Origin of the sequence: Escherichia sp. E2562 (assembly GCF_005781075.1) — a bacterium.
Classification (GTDB): domain Bacteria; phylum Pseudomonadota; class Gammaproteobacteria; order Enterobacterales; family Enterobacteriaceae; genus Escherichia.
In genome coordinates, this window is record NZ_VATM01000001.1 from 319,971 (window position 1) to 336,762 (window position 16,792).

11 protein-coding genes are annotated in these 16,792 nt (G+C 52.9%); 9 read left to right on the top strand and 2 right to left on the bottom strand.

Features of this window, described 5'->3' with window-relative positions; genetic code table 11:
- Positions 1-129: 129 nt before the first annotated feature.
- Positions 130-753, top strand: a complete 624-nt coding sequence (gene nfeR / locus FEK43_RS01475) for a DNA-binding transcriptional regulator NfeR (protein WP_085451965.1) — start codon at positions 130-132, stop codon at positions 751-753.
- Between the two features lie 28 nt (positions 754-781).
- Here the strand turns inward: nfeR and aer are convergent, their stop codons facing one another.
- Positions 782-2,302 (bottom strand): aerotaxis sensor receptor Aer, encoded by a 1,521-nt coding sequence (gene aer / locus FEK43_RS01480; RefSeq protein WP_130210424.1) that lies wholly within the window; start codon positions 2,300-2,302, stop codon positions 782-784.
- A gap of 417 nt (positions 2,303-2,719) precedes the next feature.
- Here aer and ygjG point away from each other — a divergent pair, with 417 nt between their 5' ends.
- Positions 2,720-4,099: a putrescine aminotransferase gene (gene ygjG, locus FEK43_RS01485; protein WP_130210422.1), complete on the top strand. Its 1,380-nt coding sequence runs from the start codon at positions 2,720-2,722 to the stop codon at positions 4,097-4,099.
- Between the two features lie 41 nt (positions 4,100-4,140).
- Here the strand turns inward: ygjG and FEK43_RS01490 are convergent, their stop codons facing one another.
- Positions 4,141-4,473 (bottom strand): tRNA-binding protein, encoded by a 333-nt coding sequence (locus FEK43_RS01490; RefSeq protein WP_000450588.1) that lies wholly within the window; start codon positions 4,471-4,473, stop codon positions 4,141-4,143.
- Positions 4,474-4,691: 218 nt separating this feature from the next.
- On the opposite strand from FEK43_RS01490, the gene ebgR reads away from it, so the two are divergent.
- From ebgR to fadH, 7 genes are all read left to right on the top strand, one after another.
- Positions 4,692-5,675 carry a transcriptional regulator EbgR gene (ebgR, locus tag FEK43_RS01495; RefSeq protein WP_130210420.1) on the top strand — a complete coding sequence of 328 codons (984 nt, stop codon included), beginning with the start codon at positions 4,692-4,694 and terminating at the stop codon, positions 5,673-5,675.
- A 183-nt stretch (positions 5,676-5,858) separates the two neighbouring features.
- Complete coding sequence (gene ebgA / locus FEK43_RS01500; protein ID WP_135407909.1) at positions 5,859-8,951, top strand: beta-galactosidase subunit alpha; 3,093 nt, start codon at positions 5,859-5,861, stop codon at positions 8,949-8,951.
- The gene (locus FEK43_RS01505; protein ID WP_001219950.1) at positions 8,948-9,397 is read left to right on the top strand and encodes a beta-galactosidase subunit beta; all 450 of its coding nucleotides are present in this window, start codon (positions 8,948-8,950) and stop codon (positions 9,395-9,397) included. The genes ebgA and FEK43_RS01505 overlap by 4 nt, the downstream gene beginning before the upstream one ends.
- Before the next feature lie 62 nt (positions 9,398-9,459).
- A complete protein-coding gene (locus tag FEK43_RS01510) occupies positions 9,460-10,893 on the top strand; it encodes an amino acid permease (protein ID WP_130260144.1) in 1,434 nt (477 codons plus the stop codon).
- Positions 10,894-11,026: 133 nt separating this feature from the next.
- The gene (ygjJ, locus tag FEK43_RS01515) at positions 11,027-12,097 is read left to right on the top strand and encodes a protein YgjJ (RefSeq protein ID WP_135407911.1); all 1,071 of its coding nucleotides are present in this window, start codon (positions 11,027-11,029) and stop codon (positions 12,095-12,097) included.
- Between the two features lie 16 nt (positions 12,098-12,113).
- On the top strand, positions 12,114-14,465 hold the full coding sequence (gene ygjK, locus FEK43_RS01520) for an alpha-glucosidase (protein ID WP_131160930.1): 2,352 nt from the start codon (positions 12,114-12,116) through the stop codon (positions 14,463-14,465).
- A gap of 225 nt (positions 14,466-14,690) precedes the next feature.
- Entirely contained in the window at positions 14,691-16,709 is a 2,019-nt protein-coding gene (gene fadH, locus FEK43_RS01525; RefSeq protein ID WP_138158410.1) for an NADPH-dependent 2,4-dienoyl-CoA reductase, read from the top strand.
- Positions 16,710-16,792: the final 83 nt, after the last annotated feature.

The following is a 16,792-nucleotide window of genomic DNA, read 5'->3' on the forward strand; positions in this document are numbered from 1 at the left end:
ATGCGGCGTGAACGCCTTATCCGGCCTGGATGTTGAGTACATCTGCGTTTAAAAATCATTTTTACACTTGCAAGAACTCTCACATCAGATATAAATTAGATATATCTAATTAAGCAAAAGGAGGCTGATATGAGCCATCATCACGAAGGGTGTTGTAAACATGAAGGCCAGCCACGCCATGAAGGCTGCTGCAAAGGTGAGAAGTCAGAACACGAGCACTGCGGACACGGTCACCAGCATGAACACGGTCAATGCTGCGGGGGGCGCCACAGTCGCGGCGGCGGTCGTCGGCAACGTTTCTTTGGTCACGGTGAATTGCGTCTGGTGATTCTGGATATTCTCTCGCGCGATGACAGCCACGGTTACGAGTTGATTAAAGCGATTGAGAATCTGACCCAGGGGAATTACACCCCAAGCCCAGGCGTCATCTACCCGACGCTGGATTTTCTGCAGGAGCAGTCACTGATTACCATCCGCGAAGAGGAAGGTGGTAAGAAGCAGATTGCGCTGACCGAACAGGGCGCACAGTGGCTGGAAGAAAACCGCGAACAGGTGGAGATGATTGAAGAACGCATCAAAGCGCGTTGCGTTGGCGCTGCGCTGCGCCAGAACCCGCAAATGAAGCGGGCGCTGGATAATTTTAAAGCGGTGCTGGATTTACGCGTCAATCAGAGCGACATCAGCGACGCGCAGATAAAAAAGATCATTGCGGTGATCGACCGCGCCGCTTTTGATATTACGCAACTGGATTAATCGCCAACCGCCGGATGCGGCATACCGATTAATGCAGCACCGTCACCGCGTCTTCCAGTCGGCTGGCGCGGTGTTTCACCATCGCCGACACCTGCGCACTCTCTTCCACCAACTCGGCGTTTTTCTGCGTGATCAGGTTAAGTTCATCCACCGCACGGGTCAGGCTGGAAAGCCCATCGGCCTGTTCCAGCGTTGAATGGCTAATCTGGGCGATCAACTGCGTGACGTTTTTTACCTGCGCCACAATATCATCCATCGTCCGTCCGGCGGCGTGTACCTGCTGCGAACCGGATTGCACCTTATCAGCACTGGCATCAATCAGCTTGCGGATATCGTTGGCAGCATTGGCGCTGCGGCTGGCTAAATGACGCACTTCCCCTGCCACCACTGCAAAACCTTTGCCCTGTTCTCCGGCACGCGCCGCTTCCACCGCCGCATTCAGGGCGAGAATATTGGTCTGAAACGCAATATCGTTAATCAGCGAAGTAATGGTGCCAATGCGCTGGGTACTGTCGGCGATATCGTCCATCGTCTTGATCACCGTGGTCATCGCCTCCCCGCCCTGCACAGCCGCATTACTGGCGGTGATAGAAAGTTTATCGGCAGCCGATGCTGTGGCTGAGTTCTGTTTCACCGACGCCGCCATCTGGTTCATGGTCGCTACAGTTTGCTGGACATTATCTACCGTCTGCTGAGTATGCTCGTTCAGTTCATCAGTGCCTTTTGCCAGCGCCTCACTACCGTTTCTGACGCTGGAAACCTGGCTTGAGACATCATTAATCAACCAGCGACACATCAGGCCAAGTTGCCCTACCGCGCGTAATGTCAGCCCCAGCTCATCGCTGCGATTCAAATGCTCAACACTATTACGTTCTCCGGTAGCCACCTTCAGTGCCTGGCTGGCGACATTTTCTATCGGGCGTACAATTTGCCATTCAAAACAGGCATTTCCCAACAACATCACTAACGCACAGAGGAAATACGTCACCACCGGGGCAGCGGCAAACCAGAGCATGGCCGCCAGCACGATAAACATCAGTGTCATCACCCCACGCACTCGCCAGCGAAGCGGTAATGACGGCAGTTTTCCCAACCAACCGTTACGTACCACCAGCCCTTTATGCATACGTTTATTGGTACGTCCAGCGTTCAGCGCCTTATACAGCGGCTCTACCGCCGCGATCTCTTCATCCGTCGCCCGGGAGCGAATCGACATATAGCCACTAATTTTGCCCTCGCGCACCATCGGCACCGCATTCGCACGTACCCAATAATGGTCGCCATTTTTGCGGCGATTTTTCACGATACCGCTCCAGGGTTCCCCTTTTTTCAGGGTGTACCACATATCAGCAAACGCCGCTTTTGGCATATCCGGGTGACGCACCATCTTGTGCGGCTGGCCCTGTAACTCCTGCAAGGTATAGCCGCTTACTTGTACAAAAGAATCATTGGCGTGGGTGATATAGCTTTGCAGATCGGTAGTGGACATCAGGGTAGTATCGTCAGCCAGCGGGGTATTTTGCTGGGTGACATACGGATGAGAAGACATAATCGCGTCCTGTGCAGGTTATATGGTTGTTAACTTCTTGTCGGAGGTTATGTCGGCCCCGGCGCGGTTATCTTTAGCACTTTAATTTGATTTAGATCGCAATTTGCGATCTAAGCACAAGCTCTAATCCATTGATTTAAAATACTTTCACTCTGTTATTATCCGAAGCCGTTAATTATCTTGCCCAAAAATCAGGCATTTATTGCCCTGAAAGAGTGCATTTGCGCAGCGATAGCAAAATTCACCCCCGATAAAATCGTGCAAAATAACGACAACAGTTAACATTTAGCATTAAATGTTACACAAATGATAGTGCGATTTGTGTTTATCCCGATTTTCGCGATCGCAGCCGGAGTGGCGCAATCCCTGCAATACTTAAATCGGTATCATGTGATACGCGAGCCTCCGGAGCATATTTTGAACAGGTTACCTTCGAGCGCATCGGCTTTAGCGTGCAGCGCCCACGCCCTGAATCTCATTGAGAAGCGAACGCTGGATCATGAGGAGATGAAAGCACTTAACCGAGAAGTGATTGAATACTTCAAAGAGCATGTCAATCCGGGGTTTTTAGAGTATCGCAAATCTGTTACCGCCGGCGGGGATTACGGAGCCGTAGAGTGGCAAGCGGGAGGTTTAAATACGCTTGTCGACACCCAGGGACAGGAGTTTATCGACTGCCTGGGAGGTTTTGGAATTTTCAACGTGGGGCACCGTAATCCAGTTGTGGTTTCCGCCGTACAGAATCAACTTGCGAAACAACCGCTGCACAGCCAGGAGCTGCTCGATCCGTTACGGGCGATGCTGGCGAAAACTCTTGCTGCGCTAACGCCCGGTAAACTGAAATACAGCTTCTTCTGTAATAGCGGCACCGAGTCCGTGGAAGCGGCGCTGAAACTGGCGAAGGCTTATCAGTCGCCGCGCGGCAAATTTACTTTTATTGCCACCAGCGGCGCGTTCCACGGTAAATCACTTGGCGCGCTGTCGGCCACGGCGAAATCGACCTTCCGCAAACCGTTTATGCCACTGCTGCCGGGCTTCCGTCATGTACCGTTTGGCAATATCGAAGCCATGCGTACGGCTCTTAACGAGTGCAAAAAAACCGGTGATGATGTGGCTGCGGTGATCCTCGAACCGATTCAGGGCGAAGGTGGCGTAATTCTGCCGCCGCCGGGCTATCTCACCGCCGTGCGTAAGCTGTGCGATGAGTTCGGCGCACTGATGATCCTCGATGAAGTACAAACGGGCATGGGGCGCACGGGCAAGATGTTTGCCTGCGAACATGAGAACGTACAGCCGGACATCCTGTGTCTGGCAAAAGCCCTCGGCGGCGGCGTGATGCCGATTGGCGCAACCATCGCCACTGAAGAGGTGTTCTCTGTCCTGTTCGACAACCCGTTCCTGCATACCACCACCTTTGGCGGCAACCCGCTGGCCTGTGCGGCGGCGCTGGCGACCATCAATGTGTTGCTGGAGCAGAATTTACCGGCTCAGGCAGAACAAAAAGGCGATATGTTGCTGGACGGTTTCCGTCAACTGGCGCGGGAATATCCCGATCTGGTACAGGAAGCGCGTGGTAAAGGGATGTTGATGGCGATTGAGTTTGTTGATAACGAAATCGGCTATAACTTTGCCAGCGAGATGTTCCGCCAGCGCGTACTGGTGGCCGGAACGCTCAATAACGCCAAAACGATCCGCATTGAACCGCCACTGACACTGACCATTGAACAGTGTGAACTGGTGATCAAAGCGGCGCGTAAGGCGCTGGCGGCCATGCGAGTAAGTGTCGAAGAAGTGTAATATCAAATCGGATGGCGATACGACGTCGCCATCCGATCTTTTTATACGATGCGTACGCCCGCAGGCATCATCCGCTCCGGCGTTAACAGCACGCTTTCACTGCCGTCATCGGTTTCCGCACACAACAGCATGCATTCCGACGTTTCACCGCGCATTTTCGCTTTTTGCAGATTGCATAAGACCACCACCGTTTTCCCCATCAGCTCTTCTTCGCTGTAGTACGGCACCAGGCTGGTCACGGTTTGCAGCGTTTTTTCACCCACATCAACCTGTACGATGTACAGCTTGTCGGCGTTTTCATGGCGTTTCACTTCCACAATCTTTCCGACGCGCATTTCCAGACGTGCAAAATCAGCGTAAGCCACGGTTTCCATTGCTTCCTCCCTTCGAGTAAAATTTTACTAAACTATAGCAAAAGTTTTTCTCAATCCTGTAGGCTAAAAATGGAGAATGCAGGCGTGATCACATTCGTAAGCCGCTGTGTTACCGTTACAGCGTCAAAGAAACGCGCTTTATTTACTGAAAACAGGTGACCCGATAAGCACTTCCTCTACAATGGGGGCGCACATCAGGGAAAGTAAAAAAGGTAAACATGGCAACACTAAAAGACATCGCAATCGAAGCTGGCGTATCCCTGGCGACAGTATCCAGGGTCTTAAATGACGATCCGACATTGAATGTGAAAGAAGAGACGAAACATCGCATTCTCGAGATCGCCGAAAAGCTGGAGTACAAGACCAGTAGTGCCCGTAAACTCCAGACAGGTGCAGTCAACCAACACCATATTCTGGCTATCTACAGCTACCAGCAGGAGCTGGAGATCAACGATCCTTACTATCTGGCGATCCGCCACGGCATTGAAACCCAGTGCGAAAAGCTGGCGATCGAACTGACCAATTGTTATGAACACAGCGGCTTACCAGACATTAAAAACGTCACCGGTATTTTAATTGTCGGCAAACCCACGCCCGCCCTGCGCGCCGCTGCCAGCGCGTTGACCGACAATATCTGTTTTATCGACTTTCACGAACCCGGCAGTAATTACGATGCAGTAGATATCGATCTGGCACGCATCAGTAAAGAAATCATCGACTTCTATATCGATCAGGGCGTTAATCGCATTGGTTTTATTGGCGGCGAGGACTTGCCTGGCAAGGCGGATATTCGTGAGGTCGCCTTTGCGGAATATGGCCGACTGAAACAAGTGGTACGCGAAGAGGATATCTGGCGCGGCGGTTTTTCCAGTTCGTCGGGCTATGAACTGGCAAAACAGATGCTGGCGCGGGAAGACTATCCGAAGGCACTGTTTGTTGCTTCCGATTCCATTGCTATCGGCGTACTGCGGGCAATTCATGAACGTGGTCTGAACATCCCACAAGATATTTCTCTTATCAGCGTGAACGACATCCCCACCGCGCGATTTACCTTTCCACCGCTCTCCACCGTGCGCATCCATTCCGAAATGATGGGAAGCCAGGGCGTTAACCTGGTGTATGAAAAAGCCCGCGATGGTCGCGCGCTGCCGCTGTTAGTCTTCGTTCCCAGCAAATTAAAACTTCGCGGCACGACCCGTTAAATCCCCTTACACACTGTCCGGCAATCGTTTTTGCCGGACAGTGCTGCCGTTTATTTTCGTGATCCAGTTAAAGTAAATGCATTTACTTGCTACATTTTAGTAAAAATTTTACTAAACTCCCCAGCAATTACACAAACTACCATCACCATGAATGGTTCCGATTTCTCTCTACCGGGAGGCCCTATGAATCGCTGGGAAAACATTCAGCTCACCCACGAAAACCGACTTGCTCCGCGTGCGTACTTTTTTTCATATGACTCTGTTGCGCAGGCGCGTACTTTTGCCCGTGAAACCAGCAGCCTGTTTCTGCCCTTAAGCGGTCAGTGGAATTTCCACTTTTTTGACCATCCGCTGCAAGTGCCAGAAGCCTTCACCTCTGAGTTAATGGCTGACTGGGGGCATATTACCGTCCCCGCCATGTGGCAAATGGAAGGTCACGGCAAACTGCAATATACCGACGAAGGTTTTCCGTTCCCCATCGATGTGCCGTTTGTCCCCAGCGATAACCCAACCGGTGCCTATCAACGTATTTTCACCCTCAGCGACGGCTGGCAGGGTAAACAGACCCTGATTAAATTTGACGGCGTCGAAACCTATTTTGAAGTCTACGTTAACGGTCAGTATGTGGGGTTCAGCAAGGGCAGTCGCCTGACCGCAGAGTTTGACATCAGCGCGATGGTTAAAACCGGCGACAACCTGTTGTGTGTACGCGTGATGCAGTGGGCGGACTCTACCTACGTGGAAGACCAGGATATGTGGTGGTCAGCGGGGATCTTCCGCGATGTTTATCTGATCGGAAAACAACTCACGCATATTAACGATTTCACCGTGCGCACCGACTTTGACGAAGCCTATTGCGATGCCACGCTGTCCTGCGAAGTGGTACTGGAAAATCTCGCCGCCGCCCCTGTCGTCACGACGCTGGAATATACCCTGTTCGACGGCGAGCGTGTGGTGCACAGCAGCGCCATTGATCATTTGGCAATTGAAAAACTGACCAGCGCCCGCTTTGCCTTTACCGTCGAACAGCCGCAGCAATGGTCAGCAGAATCCCCTTATCTTTACCATCTGGTCATGACGCTGAAAGACGCCGACAGCAACGTTCTGGAAGTGGTGCCACAACGCGTTGGCTTCCGTGATATCAAAGTGCGCGACGGTCTGTTCTGGATCAATAACCGTTATGTGATGCTGCACGGCGTCAACCGCCACGACAACGATCATCGCAAAGGCCGCGCCGTTGGAATGGATCGCGTAGAAAAAGATCTCCAGTTGATGAAGCAGCACAACATCAACTCCGTGCGTACCGCTCACTACCCCAACGATCCGCGTTTTTACGAACTGTGTGATATCTACGGCCTGTTTGTGATGGCGGAAACCGATGTCGAATCGCACGGCTTTGCTAATGTCGGCGATATCAGCCGTATTACCGACGATCCACAGTGGGAAAAAGTCTACGTCGAGCGCATTGTTCGCCATATTCACGCGCAGAAAAACCATCCGTCGATCATCATCTGGTCGCTGGGCAATGAATCCGGCTACGGCTGTAACATCCGCGCGATGTACCACGCAGCGAAGGCGCTGGATGACACGCGACTGGTGCACTACGAAGAAGATCGCGATGCTGAAGTGGTCGATATTATTTCCACCATGTACACCCGCGTGCCGCTGATGAATGAGTTTGGTGAATACCCGCATCCGAAGCCGCGCATCATCTGTGAATATGCTCATGCAATGGGGAACGGACCTGGTGGGCTGACGGAATACCAGAACGTCTTCTATAAGCACGATTGCATTCAGGGACATTATGTCTGGGAGTGGTGCGACCACGGGATCCAGGCGCAGGATGACAACGGCAACGTCTGGTATAAATTCGGCGGCGATTACGGCGACTATCCCAACAACTATAACTTCTGTCTTGATGGTTTGATCTATTCCGATCAGACGCCGGGACCAGGCCTGAAAGAGTACAAACAGGTTATTGCGCCGGTAAAAATCCACGCGCTGGATCTGACTCGCGGCGAGCTGAAAGTCGAAAATAAACTGTGGTTTACCACGCTTGATGACTACACCCTGCACGTAGAAGTGCGCGCCGAAGGTGAAACGCTCGCGACGCAGCAGATTAAATTGCGCGACGTTGCACCGAACAGCGAAGCCCCCTTGCAGATCACGCTGCCGCAGCTGGACGCCCGCGAAGCGTTTCTCAACATTACGGTGACCAAAGATTCCCGCACCCGCTACAGCGAAGCCGGACACCCTATCGCCACGTATCAGTTCCCGCTGAAGGAAAACACCGCGCAGCCAGTGCCTTTCGCGCCGAATAATGCGCGTCCGCTGACACTGGAAGACGATCGTTTGAGCTGTACTGTTCGCGGCTACAACTTTGCGATCACCTTCTCAAAAACGAGTGGTAAACCGACATCCTGGAAAGTGAATGGCGAGTCGCTGCTGACCCGCGAGCCAAAGATCAATTTCTTCAAACCAATGATCGACAACCACAAGCAGGAGTACGAAGGACTGTGGCAACCGAATCATTTGCAGATCATGCAGGAACATCTGCGCGACTTTGTCATTGAGCAAAGTGATGATGAAGTGTTGATCATCAGCCGCACGGTTATTGCCCCGCCGGTGTTTGACTTCGGGATGCGCTGCACCTACATCTGGCGCATCGCTGCCGATGGCCAGGTTAACGTGGCGCTTTCCGGCGAGCGTTACGGCGACTATCCGCACATCATTCCGTGCATCGGTTTCACCATGGGGATTAACGGCGAATACGACCAGGTGACGTATTACGGTCGTGGACCGGGCGAAAACTACGCCGACAGCCAGCAGGCTAACATCATCGATATCTGGCGCAGCACCGTCGATGCCATGTTCGAGAACTATCCCTTCCCGCAGAACAACGGCAACCGTCAGCATGTCCGCTGGACAGCACTGACTAACCGCCACGGCAACGGTCTGCTGGTGGTTCCGCAGCGCCCAATTAACTTCAGCGCCTGGCACTATACCCAGGAAAACATCCACGCGGCCCAGCACTGTAATGAGCTGCAGCGCAGTGATGACATCACCCTGAATCTTGACCACCAGTTGCTTGGCCTCGGCTCCAACTCCTGGGGCAGCGAGGTGCTGGACTCCTGGCGCGTCTGGTTCCGTGACTTCAGCTACGGCTTTACGTTGCTGCCGGTTTCTGGCGGAGAAGCTACCGCGCAAAGCCTGGCGTCGTATGAGTTCGGCGCAGGGTTCTTTTCCACGAATTTGCACAGCGAGAATAAGCAATGAGGATCATCGATAACTTAGAACAGTTCCGCCAGATTTACGCCTCTGGCAAGAAGTGGCAACGCTGCGTTGAAGCGATTGAAAATATCGACAACATTCAGCCTGGCGTCGCCCACTCCATCGGTGACTCATTGACTTACCGCGTGGAGACAGACTCCGCGACCGATGCGCTATTTACCGGGCATCGTCGCTATTTTGAAGTGCATTACTACCTGCAAGGGCAGCAAAAAATTGAATATGCGCCGAAAGAGACGTTACAGGTAGTGGAATATTATCGTGATGAAACTGACCGTGAATATTTAAAAGGCTGCGGAGAAGCCGTTGAGGTCCATGAAGGGCAAATCGTTATTTGCGATATCCATGAAGCATATCGGTTTATCTGCAATAACGCGGTCAAAAAAGTGGTTCTCAAAGTCACCATCGAAGATGGTTATTTCCATAACAAATAACAACTACGGCGGCAAAAGGAGTTTGCCACCACCTCTACCCTACTCATTTTCGGAGATGTGTTATGTCTGATACCAAACGTAATACAATCGGCAAATTCGGCTTGCTCTCGCTGACTTTTGCCGCCGTTTACAGCTTTAACAACGTTATCAATAATAATATTGAGCTTGGACTGGCCTCGGCACCGATGTTTTTCCTTGCGACGATTTTTTATTTTATTCCCTTCTGCTTGATCATCGCAGAATTTGTTTCGTTAAATAAAAACTCAGAAGCTGGTGTCTACGCATGGGTAAAAAGTTCGCTGGGCGGACGTTGGGCATTTATTACTGCCTATACCTACTGGTTCGTAAATCTGTTCTTTTTCACCTCGCTGTTGCCGCGCGTTATTGCTTATGCTTCGTATGCCTTCCTCGGCTACGAATATATTATGACGCCGATTGCCACCACTATTATTAGTATGGTGCTGTTCGCCTTCTCCACCTGGGTTTCTACCAACGGGGCGAAAATGCTGGGGCCAATTACTTCCGTCACTTCAACGCTGATGCTGCTGTTAACGCTCTCCTACATTTTACTGGCAGGTACGGCACTGGTTGGCGGCGTACAGCCTGCCGATCCGATCACCGTTGACGCGATGATCCCGAACTTCAACTGGGCGTTCCTCGGCGTTACCACCTGGATCTTTATGGCCGCAGGTGGCGCGGAGTCCGTCGCGGTGTACGTTAACGACGTCAAAGGCGGTTCGAAATCGTTCGTTAAAGTGATCATCCTCGCCGGGATTTTTATCGGCGTACTGTATTCCGTCTCCTCAGTGCTGATTAACGTCTTCGTCAGCAGCAAAGAGTTGAAATTTACCGGTGGATCGGTGCAGGTATTCCACGGCATGGCGGCGTATTTTGGTCTGCCGGAAGCGCTGATGAATCGCTTTGTCGGTCTGGTGTCCTTTACCGCGATGTTCGGCTCCCTGCTAATGTGGACCGCAACACCGGTGAAAATTTTCTTCTCCGAAATCCCGGAAGGCATCTTTGGTAAGAAAACCGTCGAACTTAACGAAAACGGCGTTCCGGCGCGCGCGGCGTGGATCCAGTTCCTGATCGTCATCCCGCTGATGATTATCCCGATGCTCGGTTCCAATACCGTGCAGGATCTGATGAATACCATTATTAATATGACTGCCGCAGCGTCCATGCTTCCGCCGTTATTCATCATGCTGGCTTACCTGAATTTACGCGCCAAATTAGATCACCTGCCACGCGATTTCCGTATGGGCTCCCGCCGCACCGGTATTATCATTGTTTCAATGCTGATTGCGATATTTACCGTAGGGTTTGTCGCTTCGACATTCCCGACTGGCGCGAATATTCTGACCATCATTTTTTATAACGTCGGCGGTATTGTTATCTTCCTCGGATTTGCGTGGTGGAAATACAGTAAATATATAAAGGGATTAACGGCTGAAGAGCGCCATATTGAAGCGACGCCAGCCAGCAATGTTGATTAAGCAGACTAATAAAAAATGAGCAGGCATTTTCCCTCTTCCTGGATGGGGAGAGGGAAAATAGTTTCTGCCTTTCTATTTTTATAATTACAACGATAAAAGGCTGTACTTTTTCTTTAGCTCATGGATTAACACAATGAAATTAATCACTGCACCATGCAGAGCATTACTTGCTCTGCCGTTTTGCTATGCCTTTTCTGCGATGGGCGAAGAAGTACGTCCGGCAGAACATGACGACACAAAAACACCCGCAATTACCTCAACATCTTCTCCTTCATTTCGTTTTTACGGCGAATTAGGGGTTGGTGGATATATGGATTTAGAGGGTGAGAATAAACATAAATACAGCGACGGCACCTATATTGAAGGAGGCCTGGAGATGAAGTACGGCTCCTGGTTCGGCCTGATTTACGGCGAAGGCTGGACCGTGCAGGCCGACCACGACGGTAATGCCTGGGTGCCTGACCATAGCTGGGGCGGTTTCGAAGGTGGGATTAACCGTTTTTATGGCGGTTATCGTACCAACGATGGCACCGAAATCATGCTCAGTCTGCGTCAGGATTCCTCGCTGGATGACCTGCAATGGTGGGGCGATTTCACGCCCGATCTGGGCTACGTCATTCCCAATACCCGCGACATTATGACCGCGCTGAAGGTGCAGAATTTAACCGGCAACTTTCGTTATAGCGTCACCGCCACACCTGCCGGACATCATGACGAAAGCAAAGCCTGGCTACATTTTGGCAAATACGATCGCTACGACGACAAATACACCTATCCGGCAATGATGAACGGTTACATCCAGTATGACCTTGCCGAAGGCATCACCTGGATGAACGGTCTGGAAATCACCGACGGCACAGGGCAACTCTATCTGACGGGACTGCTTACCCCTAACTTTGCCGCTCGCGCCTGGCACCATACCGGACGCGCCGACGGGCTGGACGTACCGGGAAGTGAAAGCGGGATGATGGTGAGCGCCATGTATGAAGCGTTAAAGGGCGTTTATCTCTCCACCGCTTACACCTACGCCAAACATCGCCCTGACCACGCTGATGATGAAACCACCTCTTTCATGCAGTTTGGTATCTGGTACGAATACGGCGGCGGACGTTTCGCAACGGCTTTTGATAGCCGCTTCTACATGAAAAATGCCTCTCACGATCCCAGCGACCAAATCTTCCTGATGCAATATTTCTACTGGTAATAAGGACAGTAATCTCATGAAAATCAAAACTATTTTAACACCAGTAGCCTGTGCCCTGCTGATGAGTTTTTCCGCCCATGCCGCCAACGCCGACAATTATAAAAACGTGATTAACCGTACCGGCGCGCCGCAGTACATGAAGGATTACGATTACGACGACCACCAGCGTTTTAATCCGTTTTTCGATCTCGGAGCCTGGCATGGTCACTTGTTGCCAGACGGCCCGAACACCATGGGCGGTTTTCCGGGCGTAGCGCTGCTGACGGAAGAATACATCAACTTTATGGCCAGCAATTTCGACCGCCTGACCGTCTGGCAGGACGGCAAGAAAGTCGACTTCACGCTGGAGGCATACAGTATTCCCGGCGCGCTGGTGCAAAAACTGACAGCAAAAGATGTGCAGGTCGAAATGACTCTGCGCTTCGCCACGCCGCGCACGTCACTACTGGAAACTAAAATCATCAGCAATAAACCGCTGGATCTGGTGTGGGACGGCGAACTGCTGGAAAAACTGGAAGCGAAAGAAGGGAAACCGCTTTCCGATAAAACCATTGCTGGCGAGTACCCTGACTATCAGCGCAAAATCAGCGCCACCCGTGATGGCCTGAAAGTCACCTTTGGCAAAGTGCGCGCCACCTGGGATCTGCTGACCTCCGGCGAATCGGAATATCAGGTGCATAAATCCCTGCCGGTGCAGACTGAAATCAACGGTAATCGCTTTACCAGTAAGGCGCATATCAACGGTTCAACGACGCTCTATACCACCTATTCCCATCTGCTGACCGCCCAGGAAGTTAGCAAAGAGCAAATGCAGATCCGCGATATTCTGGCGCGTCCGGCGTTTTATCTCACCGCCTCGCAGCAACGCTGGGAAGAGTACCTGAAGAAAGGGTTAACCAATCCGGATGCGACGCCGGAACAGACGCGCGTCGCGGTAAAAGCAATCGAAACGCTCAACGGTAACTGGCGCTCACCGGGCGGCGCGGTGAAATATAACACCGTCACGCCGTCGGTGACCGGACGCTGGTTCTCCGGCAATCAGACCTGGCCGTGGGATACCTGGAAGCAGGCGTTTGCGATGGCGCATTTCAATCCGGACATCGCCAAAGAGAATATCCGCGCGGTCTTCTCCTGGCAGATCCAGCCCGGCGACACCGTGCGTCCACAGGATGTGGGCTTTGTCCCCGACCTGATAGCGTGGAACCTTAGCCCCGAGCGTGGCGGCGATGGTGGCAACTGGAACGAACGCAATACCAAGCCCAGCCTTGCCGCCTGGTCGGTGATGGAAGTGTATAACGTCACCCAGGATAAAACCTGGCTGGCAGAGATGTACCCGAAACTGGTGGCCTATCACGACTGGTGGTTACGTAACCGCGATCATAACGGCAACGGCGTGCCGGAATATGGTGCGACCCGCGACAAAGCCCACAACACTGAGAATGGCGAGATGCTGTTTACGGTGAAAAAAGGTGACAAAGAAGAGACGCAGTCTGGGCTGAACAACTACGCCCACGTGGTGGAGAAAGGCCAGTACGACAGTCTGGAAATTCCGGCACAGGTCGCTGCGTCGTGGGAATCGGGCCGTGATGATGCCGCCGTCTTTGGTTTTATCGACAAAGAACAGCTGGATAAATATGTCGCTAATGGCGGCAAACGTAGCGACTGGACGGTGAAATTCGCCGAAAACCGCAGTCAGGACGGAACGTTGCTGGGCTACTCGCTATTGCAGGAGTCGGTGGATCAGGCCAGCTATATGTACAGCGATAATCATTATCTGGCGGAGATGGCAACCATCCTCGGTAAGTCGGAAGAGGCTAAGCACTATCGCCAGTTGGCACAGCAGCTCGCGGACTACATCAACACCTGTATGTTCGACCCGACTACACAGTTCTACTATGACGTGCGCATTGAAGATAAACCGCTGGCTAACGGCTGCGCGGGCAAACCGATTGTCGAGCGCGGTAAAGGGCCGGAAGGCTGGTCGCCGCTGTTTAACGGTGCGGCAACGCAGGCCAACGCCGACGCGGTGGTGAAGGTGATGCTCGATCCTAAAGAGTTCAACACCTTTGTCCCGCTGGGAACGGCGGCGTTAACCAACCCGGCCTTTGGCGCGGATATCTACTGGCGCGGGCGCGTATGGGTGGATCAGTTCTGGTTTGGTCTGAAAGGGATGGAGCGTTACGGTTATCGCGATGATGCCCTGAAGCTGGCGGATACGTTCTTCCAGCACGCCAAAGGATTAACCGCCGATGGCCCAATTCAGGAGAATTACAATCCGCTGACCGGCGCACAGCAAGGCGCACCAAATTTCTCCTGGAGTGCCGCGCATTTGTATATGTTGTATAACGATTTTTTCCGTAAGCAGTAATTTGCAACGGCTGGCGGATGCGGCGTAAACGCCTTATCCGCCCTACATGTGCAATCCCCCAGGCCGGATAAGACGCGGCAAGCGTCGCATCCGGCGTTACCACCGGGCGTATTCTTTTTGAATCCCATCACAAACCCCGCACTCCCCTTTTCCCTTTTCTCCGGCGACGGCTAAATTAGAACTCATCCGACCACATAACAATTATTTTACATACTGGACAATTTTATGAGCTACCCGTCGCTGTTCGCCCCGCTTGATTTAGGTTTTACCACGTTAAAAAACCGCGTGCTGATGGGCTCAATGCACACCGGGCTGGAGGAATACCCGGACGGTGCCGAGCGGCTGGCGGCGTTTTATGCCGAACGCGCCCGTCACGGCGTGGCGCTGATCGTCAGCGGCGGCATTGCACCAGATTTAACAGGCGTTGGCATGGAAGGCGGCGCAATGCTCAACGACGCCAGCCAGATCCCACACCATCGCACCATTACCGAAGCGGTACATCAGGAAGGTGGCAAAATCGCCCTGCAAATTTTGCATACCGGGCGCTACAGCTACCAACCGCATCTGGTCGCTCCCTCCGCATTGCAGGCCCCCATCAACCGTTTCGTTCCTCACGAACTCACCCATGAAGAGATCCTGCAACTGATCGACGATTTCGCCAGCTGCGCACAACTGGCGCGGGAGGCCGGATACGACGGTGTAGAGGTAATGGGTTCCGAAGGGTATTTGATCAACGAATTTCTGACGCTGCGCACCAATCAGCGTAGTGACCAGTGGGGCGGCGATTACCGCAATCGGATGCGATTTGCCGTAGAAGTAGTGCGTGCGGTGCGCGAACTTGTTGGCAACGACTTCATTATTATCTACCGACTGTCGATGCTCGACCTGGTCGAAGGCGGCGGTACTTTTGCCGAAACGGTAGAGCTGGCGCAAGCCATTGAAGCGGCGGGCGCGACCATTATCAACACCGGCATTGGCTGGCATGAAGCGCGTATTCCGACCATCGCCACGCCCGTGCCGCGCGGTGCCTTTAGCTGGGTCACGCGCAAACTGAAAGGCCACGTCTCGCTGCCGCTGGTCACCACCAACCGGATTAACGATCCGCAGGTTGCCGACGACATTCTCTCGCGCGGTGATGCGGATATGGTGTCGATGGCGCGACCGTTTCTCGCTGATGCGGAGCTGCTATCAAAAGCGCAATCGGGACGAGCCGATGAGATCAACACCTGTATTGGCTGCAATCAGGCCTGTCTCGATCAGATCTTCGTTGGCAAAGTCACCTCGTGCCTGGTGAATCCTCGCGCCTGCCACGAAACCAAAATGCCAATCCTTCCCGCCATGCAGAAAAAAAATCTGGCGGTAGTCGGTGCAGGTCCGGCAGGGCTGGCGTTTGCCATTAACGCGGCGGCGCGTGGTCATCAGGTAACGTTGTTTGACGCTCACAGCGAGATCGGCGGGCAATTTAATATCGCCAAACAGATCCCCGGCAAAGAGGAGTTTTACGAAACGCTGCGCTATTACCGCCGCATGATCGAAGTGACGGGCGTGACGCTAAAACTCAATCACACCGTGACGGCGGATCAGTTACAGCCGTTCGATGAAACGATCCTCGCTAGCGGGATCGTACCGCGAATTCCGCCCATTGACGGGATCAATCACCCGAAGGTGTTGAGTTATCTCGATGTACTGCGCGACAAAGCGCCGGTGGGCAACAAAGTTGCCATCATCGGTTGTGGTGGGATTGGTTTTGATACGGCGATGTATTTAAGTCAGCCGGGCGAATCCACCAGCCAGAATATCGCCGAGTTCTGTAATGAGTGGGGGATCGACAGTAGCCTGCAACAGGCCGGAGGTTTGAGTCCGCAAGGCATGCAGATCCCTCGTAGCCCACGGCAAATTGTGATGCTCCAGCGCAAAGCCAGCAAACCAGGACAAGGGTTGGGCAAAACTACGGGCTGGATCCATCGCACCACCCTGCTCTCGCGCGGCGTGAAGATGATCCCTGGCGTAAGTTACCAGAAGATCGACGATGAAGGGCTGCATGTAGTGATCAACGGCGAAACGCAGGTGTTAGCAGTGGATCATGTGGTGATCTGCGCAGGGCAAGAGCCAAACCGCGCGCTGGCGCAACCGCTGATTGATAGCGGGAAAACTGTGCATTTAATCGGCGGCTGCGATGTGGCTATGGAGCTGGACGCGCGACGGGCGATCACGCAGGGGACACGGCTGGCGCTGGAGATTTAAATCGTGCATTGAAGTGCCGGATGCGACGCTTGCCGCGTCTTATCCGGCCTCGGGGTAACGTGCTGAACGTAGGCCGGATAAGG

Coding starts and splice junctions, on each gene's coding strand:
- FEK43_RS01490 (WP_000450588.1), bottom strand. CDS start 4,473: ATGGAAACCGTGGCTTACGCTGATTTTGCACGTCTGGAAATGCGCGTC.
- nfeR (WP_085451965.1), top strand. CDS start 130: ATGAGCCATCATCACGAAGGGTGTTGTAAACATGAAGGCCAGCCACGC.
- ygjK (WP_131160930.1), top strand. CDS start 12,114: ATGAAAATCAAAACTATTTTAACACCAGTAGCCTGTGCCCTGCTGATG.
- fadH (WP_138158410.1), top strand. CDS start 14,691: ATGAGCTACCCGTCGCTGTTCGCCCCGCTTGATTTAGGTTTTACCACG.
- FEK43_RS01510 (WP_130260144.1), top strand. CDS start 9,460: ATGTCTGATACCAAACGTAATACAATCGGCAAATTCGGCTTGCTCTCG.
- ebgR (WP_130210420.1), top strand. CDS start 4,692: ATGGCAACACTAAAAGACATCGCAATCGAAGCTGGCGTATCCCTGGCG.
- ebgA (WP_135407909.1), top strand. CDS start 5,859: ATGAATCGCTGGGAAAACATTCAGCTCACCCACGAAAACCGACTTGCT.
- ygjJ (WP_135407911.1), top strand. CDS start 11,027: ATGAAATTAATCACTGCACCATGCAGAGCATTACTTGCTCTGCCGTTT.
- aer (WP_130210424.1), bottom strand. CDS start 2,302: ATGTCTTCTCATCCGTATGTCACCCAGCAAAATACCCCGCTGGCTGAC.
- FEK43_RS01505 (WP_001219950.1), top strand. CDS start 8,948: ATGAGGATCATCGATAACTTAGAACAGTTCCGCCAGATTTACGCCTCT.